This is a genomic window from Streptomyces sp. BE20 (assembly GCF_036322525.1).
In the GTDB taxonomy this organism is placed as follows: Bacteria; Actinomycetota; Actinomycetes; order Streptomycetales; family Streptomycetaceae; genus Kitasatospora.
Window position 1 is genome coordinate 23,455 of sequence record NZ_JAQYWW010000616.1, and the last position, 6,830, is coordinate 30,284.

A 6,830-nucleotide genomic window follows, 5' to 3' on the forward strand; every position below is an offset into this window, starting at 1 on the left:
CATGCCGAGTTCGCCATTGCGGCGGCGCTGCGGCCCTTTGCAGGATGGGTATGCATAGAAAGCAAGACCGACGGGGCCTTCGTGACCGTCATTACCGCGTCCGCCGGGAACCTCGGCCGTCACCTATTCACCCCACTTCCCAGAATCATTGAGTCCGCCGCCGCGGTCAATGAGATGCTGCGCGTGATCGTACACAACCCGCTCGCACCCAGAACCACTTCCTCGGGCACCAAGCTCCTCAGCATCAAGCCGTCCAGCAAACAGGGCAGGCTCCAGCGGAAGACGACTCCCGGGCTGGCATACCGTCATTTTGGCGCTGCCGCACCGAACATGCTCTGGTCCGGTGACGTGACCGAGATCGAAACCGGTGGAGGAAGGCTACACCTGGCCACGGTCATCGACCTCTTCTCGCGATGCCTGCTCGCCTACGGGACGGCGCCACAACGCCGTCCTGGCCAGTGTCTCGCTCACGATGGCCGGCCAAGGTCGCATGACGAAGAATTCCACAGTTTCGGGGACCAACGCGACATTCCAGATCCTGTTACGAGATCCGAGGAGAGCAAGGATTCATGACCGCGACCGACAAGCTCGAAAAGGCAGCGGAGTTCGCTGTTCACATCACCGCCTCGACGACCCCGGAGGATGGATTTGACATCTTTCGGTGCGGCGGGGAGGAGCAGACGGCTACGGCACCTCCGGCTCCCGTCTTCGTTCCGGGCCACAACGGGGAATATGAAATCAGCACTTGCGCCGTCACGGTGCTCAGCGCGGTCATCGCCGATGTGCTCAGCACGTCACTCCTGGGGACTTTACGCGGTGTGCCCTTTTGCGAGGAGAGCCGGGTGATGGTGCATGTGGTGCGGCGCACCGCCTTGTCTGACCGGCGCAGCGTCGGCCAGACGAAGGTCTCGGCGAGGAGGTTGCCGGTGCACCGCAGCGGCGCGCCCACCCACGAGGCAGCGCGCGACCCCGCAGCAAGCGTGCTCATCCTGCCGGCCTCGTCGGTCGATCCGCTCAGGGGCGATCGGCTCAGGGGCGATCGGCTGATCACCGGATCGGCCGACGCCCTGGAGCGGTGGATGCTCCTCGCCCATGTCCGGACGATCGACGAGACGCTCACCGATCCGGCCGGGTCGCATGCCGGTCGCAACACGCTGACCGACCCGGGCGGCGGAGTGGTGGCCGGGCAGCCCGACGACTCCGAGCCGCGGTTGGCATCCGTCCTGGTGCGCGCGGTGAAGAACGTCATCGATCGCCGGTTGACCGACCCCGACCTCTCCCCGGCGACACTGGCCCGTACTCTCAACATCTCCGTACGCACCCTGCACCGGGCATTCGCGACCGCCGCTGCGGACCATTCGGCCGTCAAGGTCGGGACCGTCGCTGGTAGGGCCGAGACGGTCGCCGGATACATCCGCGGCCGGCGGCTCGAACAGGCACGGTTCGCCCTGAGTGCCCGGGCCGGGCGGCCCAGCGTCGCAGAGGTCGCAGCCCGCTGGCAGTTCGCCGACAGTAGCCACTTCATCCGAACCTTCAAGAGCCGGTACGGTCAGACTCCGGCCGCATATGCTCGCGACTGTGACCACGCTGAGCCTCCCGGGGAGTGACCGAGCCTTCTCAGAGCGGCCACCGATCGGGTGGCGGCCGGGCAGTTGTGGACCGGGGAAGAACGGACTGGGATCCCCGGCAGTTGAGGAAGGCATCTGACGTCTCAAGTCCTCTGCCGGAGAGCCCTGGTGGTCACCTGTCCTGCCGCACTGGACTCGCCGCACGCGCTCGTCGAGTGGGTCACCATGCTCATCGTCACCCGGGAGGGTAACCGCCGGGGCAAGCTCCGCTCCTCCCGACGGGCGCTGGTCGCACTGGTGCACCTGCGCAAGCACGACACCCTCGCCCAGATCGCCGCCGGCTTCCGGCTCGGCGCCGGGACCGCCCACGCATGCGTCCACCAGGTCACTGACCTCCACGCACCGCCGCCACGACGTAACCCTTCAGGTCATCAGATCCCCGGGGCACACTCGTGTGGCAGGCGAATGTGCGCCGCCGGGGGCTGGGTTGGTCAGGGTCCGGGTATGACGCGGCCCCGGCAATCCCGGAAGGCGTACCGGCTCGTGGCAGCGTCGTGCGAGGTGAGGTAGGCGCCCTCGCCCGTCTTCGCGCGACACCTTCCCGGTCCTGAAGCCGCTGCGGTAGGCCCACCGGCGCACTGCGGGCATGATCTTGACCAGGAACGACAGCGAACCGCAACCGGAGTGGTTCAGCCACCTCACTCGACGGCGAGGAGAGTAGCCATGCGGACCGGCATCGTCACGGCAGCAGGGCCGGGTGTGGAACACCTGGCCGCCCGCGCGGAGGAACTCGGCTTCGACAGTTTCTGGGTGTACGACACGCCGATGGTCCACGGCGATCCGTTCGTGAGTCTCGCACTTTGCGCGAAGTCCACCCACCGGATCAGGCTCGGCATCGGTGTCGCCTCACCGGCACTGCGTTCCGCTCCCGCGGCGGCGGCGGCCGTCGGCAGCCTCAACGCCCTCGCCCCCGGCCGCATCATCTGCGGGGTCGGCACCGGTAACACGGCGCGCCGTACGCTCGGCATGCGGCCTACCACGATGGCGGAGCTGGAGTCGTTCACGGCCGCCCTACAGGATCTCACCGCGGGCCGCGAGTCGGACTACCGCGAGGGTGCCCGGTCCAGCAGGGTGCGATTCCTGCACGCCGGGCCGTACGTCGACACCGAGGCTCCCGTGGAGTTCGTCGTGGCCGCGTTCGGCCAGACGGCTGCCGCGGTCGCCGGCCGGCTCGGCGCGGGGGTGATCTCCTTCGCGATGCACGGCCCCGTGGCCTGGTCCGCCCTCGGCCGGGCCCGGCGGGCGGCGGCGCGGGACGCGGGCGGCGCCGAGAAGACCCGTTCGTATCTCATGTCCTCCCTCCATGTCCTCGCCGACGGCGAGGACCGCTACGGCGATCCGGTCAAGGACTCGGTGGGGCCCATCGCACTGAGCGCACTGATCCTCGGCGCGGAGAACCCCGTCCTCCGCGCGGCCCTCCCTCCGGAAGAGGCCGCAGCTGTCGACCGTCTGCTCCGGCTGCGCGGCGCCACCCCCACCGATCCCGAGCGTCACCAGGCGCTCTACCGCAACTACCTGGGTCGACTGTCCCCCGAGGACCGCGAGCTCGTCGTGCCTTCCCTGGTGGACAAGTTCGGCCTGGTCGGCACCAGGGAGGAGCTCACCGAGCGGATCAACGTGCTGGAGAACGCGGGGGTCGACGAGCTGGTGATCCAGCCCGTTGTGGACCCTGGGACCGAAATGGCCGAGCTCGCACGGCTATTCGCCTGACGACTGTCGCCGGGACCTCGTGTTCCTTGCTGCCGCGCGTGGTCACCGTGGCCACCGCGCAGGGGTGGCCGAGGTCGGGGCAGACCGCGATCACGACCGGGGCGCGGTCGAGGACCCGTGTGCCACCCGTCGTCACGCTCACCGATGTCGAGCTGCGTGCCCCGGCTGCCGCCCGAACCGGCCCTCACCGACGTCGACGCGCGGCGCCGCATCGATGCCTCCGGCCGCATCCACGACAGCGCCGGCCAGAGCACAGGTCCGGCCCGGCGTTCCGAGGGGCTGACATCCGCCGCGTTCTCGCCCACCGGCGAGGGCATCCGACCACTTCATGCGCACCACCTCACCGCCCCGGAGAGGAACCTCGCCCGACCGGGCCCCGCTCCGGACGGGAGTACGGGCGGGTCCGGAGCGGGGGCGGGGTGGTGACCCCGGGCAGCCGGTCAGTCGATGGACCACCGTTGCAGTTCGGAGCCGGTGTCGGGCTGCTGGGTCGCCTTGGCACCCTTGGTGGCCGAGGCGACGGTGAGCGCGAGGCCGCTGGCGGCAGAGGTGATCGTATACCGGTCGAAGTTGGCCGGGGTGATCTTCCAGCGCTGGGCGGTCTGGCCGTTGCAGGCACGCTGGACGATGGTGGAGCCGGCGGCTCCGGCGGCCTCCGCGCACTTGCCGGAGGCCTTGTTGGCGATGGTGTAGGTGCCGTCGGACTGGGTGGCGATGGTCCAGCTCTGCTTGTCACCCCGGTTGGTCAGCCACACCAACAGGTCGGAGCCGTCGGAGGAGGAGCCGCCGTTCTCCAGGGCGATGCCCCGGGTCTCGATGGTGTGGACGCCCTCCACCGTGCGCACGGTGCCGGGCCAGGGGATGCCCGGGGCGGCGTAGTAGCCGATACCGGCCGCCTTCCAGCGCATCCCCTCCTGGGCCAGGCGCTGACGGAAACCCTCCCAGCTGCGGATGGACTGGGGGCTCCAGCCGACCTCGGCGATGGCGGGCAGCCGGGGGAAGCTCATGTAGTCGGCGTAGTCCTGGGGTTCGGGCCAGCGGATGTTGGAGTTCGGGTCCTTGATGCTGCCCTCGTGGGCGTGGTCGGCCCACAGGGCGGCCTCGACGCCGGCGATCTTCTTGGCCGGGACGATGGAGCCGGTGCCGTCCATCTTGCCGGTGACGGTGGCCGGGTCCCACTCGTAGGAGCGCTGCACCGGCACGTACCCGGACCAGTTCAGACCGTAGGGGGTGGAGGCGTCGTACGCCATGTCCAGGTAGGCGTGGTCGGACGGCGACATGATGAACCTGGCGCCTTGGGCGACACTTTCGCGGAGGTGGCGGATGCCCGGCTTCTCGGTCGCCGTGCCGATGGTCTCCCGGTCGCTGTCCTCGCCCCAGTACTGCAGGAGGCTGCCGGCGGGGACGGGGGACTGGCCGAGCTGGTGCCAGCCCATCACCGTCTTCCTCTCCGCGGTGGTCGCGTCGGTGGCGGCCTTGACGTAGGAGGCGTACTGCTCCGGGGTGGCGTCCGGGGTCTCGTCGCCGCCGAGGTGGATGTAGGGGCCGGGGGTCAGCTCGGCCACGGCCTTGATGACGGTCCGCAGGAAGCGTGTGGTCTCGTCCGTGTGCTTCTGGTCCTTCAGACAGTAGAGGCTGATCCCGACGTCGTCGCCGGAGTAGGGGGGCTGGGCCTTGTCGTCGCAGTTCAGCTCGGGCACCGAGGCGAGGGCGGCCATGGTGTGGCCGGGGCCGTCGATCTCGGGCACCACGGTCATGAACCGGGACGACGCGTAGGCGACGATCTCCTTGTAGTCCTCCTTCGTGTAGTACCAGCCGGTGCCGCCGGTGAAGCCGGTCTGCGTGCTGGCGCCGACCTTGGTCAGGTTCGGCAGCGCGTCGATGGCGATGCGCCAGCCCTGGTCGTCGGTCAGGTGCAGGTGCAGGGTGTTGATCTTGTATGCGGCCGCCTGGTCGATGTAGCGCTTGACCTGGTCCACGGAGAAGAAGCGGCGGGCGACGTCCAGCATCACGCCGCGGTACTCGTACCGCGGCGCGTCGGAGATCTTCGCGGGCGAGACGGTCCACGTGCGGTTCTGCTTGGTGCGGGACTCGACCGCGGCGGGGAGCAGCTGGCGAAGGGTCTGCACGCCCCGGAACAGGCCTTGGGCACCGTACGCCTTGATGACGACGCCGGTCTTGTTGGACGTGATGGTGTATCCCTCGGCGCCCAGTGTCTTGGGGCCGTTGGGATCCAGGACGACGGCCTTGTCGGGCGCCTTGGTCGCCTTCACCACCTGGAGGTCGAAGCCCGTCGCGGGGGCCAGCAGCTTCGACAGGTAGGTACCGACGCCGATCGCCGCCGAGTCCTTGGAGAGGACGGCGATACGCGTCTGGGGAGTGAGGGCGAACCCCGGGCCGCCCAGCGCCTGCTGTGAGACCGGCAACGGCGTGAGGGCATAGGGAAAGGTCGAGGGTGCGGGGGGAACGGCCACGGCCTGGGAAACGGTGGCCGTGAGCGGGAGGGTGAGGGTGACTGCGACGAGGACGGCGAGGCGTCGGCCCCGTCGGTGCGACCGGCTCATGGTGACTCCTTCGGACAGAATTACGCGGAACCGCACACCGGGGGTGCACGGCCAGGGGGGGCGAATCGCGTCGGCAACGACGGTGAGGCGCGTGCACCGGACCGCAGGAATTGGTTCCGGAGCCTTGCACCGGGGCGAACCGCCGTCGTCGCGCTGCGGGACGTACGCGAGAGGGGCAGCGGACGTGCGGCGCTGCACGCGAATGAGCTCATACATTGCTTGAAGGTGCATCAAGTTTGTTATTTTCGAACACCTTTAAGCAAACCGTGTCAGGAGGCCGACGGATCGTCAAGGGCTACCTGGGCACATCTTTGTCCGTTCGTGGGCGGCTTTGTCACGCCCGCACACGGTGCGGGAACGAGTACGCGGTGACCGGTTCGGCGCACGACGGTGCACGGGCGCTCTGGATGTCCCGACGAGCGAGCCCGTGCAGGATCGAGGGGCGTCGGGCCCCTTTGCCGGCGGATCCGCCAGGTGAGTGACGGCGCAAGTCCGTCGGGCTCGGCTTTCAGGTTCCGCCTTCGGATCCGCGACCTCCCCGGCGCCCGACGTTCCCGCCCGTGAGCAGCGCACCCTCGGCGCCGGCGCCACCCACGCCGCCACCGGGCCCACCCCGGAGCGTACGTTCCAGCGCGGCGACATCCGGGGGTGGACTTCGATCTCCTGACCCGGTGTGACGGGGGCCCCTACCCACGACCGGGGTGCCGCCGGGCCTGCCACCGGCGCTTACGGAACAGAGCCGCTCATCGGACAACCCCACCCGGGGCTCCACGCAGAACACGCCACCCTCAGCCGAGCTGCTGTTCGATGGCGCGGAGCTTGCGTTCCAACGCGTCCAGTTTCGGCAGTGACAGGGTGTCGTCATCCGCGGTCAGGTCGACGGTGACGGACTCCTCGGGGCCGTCCTCGACGAGACCACCGCGATGGA

4 protein-coding genes and 1 pseudogene are annotated in these 6,830 nt (G+C 69.2%); 4 read left to right on the forward strand and 1 reads right to left on the reverse strand.

The genetic code is table 11. The annotated features are described in order from the left end of the window. Positions 1–81 precede the first annotated feature (81 nt). From PUR61_RS45315 to PUR61_RS12260, 4 genes and pseudogenes are all read left to right on the forward strand, one after another. The gene (locus PUR61_RS45315) at positions 82–573 is read left to right on the forward strand and encodes a DDE-type integrase/transposase/recombinase (RefSeq protein WP_443034462.1); all 492 of its coding nucleotides are present in this window, start codon (positions 82–84) and stop codon (positions 571–573) included. Then, the gene (locus PUR61_RS12250; protein WP_329878782.1) at positions 570–1,607 is read left to right on the forward strand and encodes a helix-turn-helix domain-containing protein; all 1,038 of its coding nucleotides are present in this window, start codon (positions 570–572) and stop codon (positions 1,605–1,607) included. Before PUR61_RS45315 ends, PUR61_RS12250 begins: the two co-directional genes overlap by 4 nt. A 129-nt stretch (positions 1,608–1,736) precedes the next feature. After that, a pseudogene (locus tag PUR61_RS12255) lies at positions 1,737–1,970 on the forward strand (transposase family protein); the annotation flags it as partial. Positions 1,971–2,291: 321 nt separating this feature from the next. Further along, the gene (locus PUR61_RS12260) at positions 2,292–3,338 is read left to right on the forward strand and encodes an LLM class flavin-dependent oxidoreductase (RefSeq protein ID WP_329878784.1); all 1,047 of its coding nucleotides are present in this window, start codon (positions 2,292–2,294) and stop codon (positions 3,336–3,338) included. Positions 3,339–3,778: 440 nt separating this feature from the next. Here the strand turns inward: PUR61_RS12260 and PUR61_RS12265 are convergent, their stop codons facing one another. After that, positions 3,779–5,902 carry a family 20 glycosylhydrolase gene (locus PUR61_RS12265; RefSeq protein ID WP_329878786.1) on the reverse strand — a complete coding sequence of 708 codons (2,124 nt, stop codon included), beginning with the start codon at positions 5,900–5,902 and terminating at the stop codon, positions 3,779–3,781. Positions 5,903–6,830: the final 928 nt, after the last annotated feature.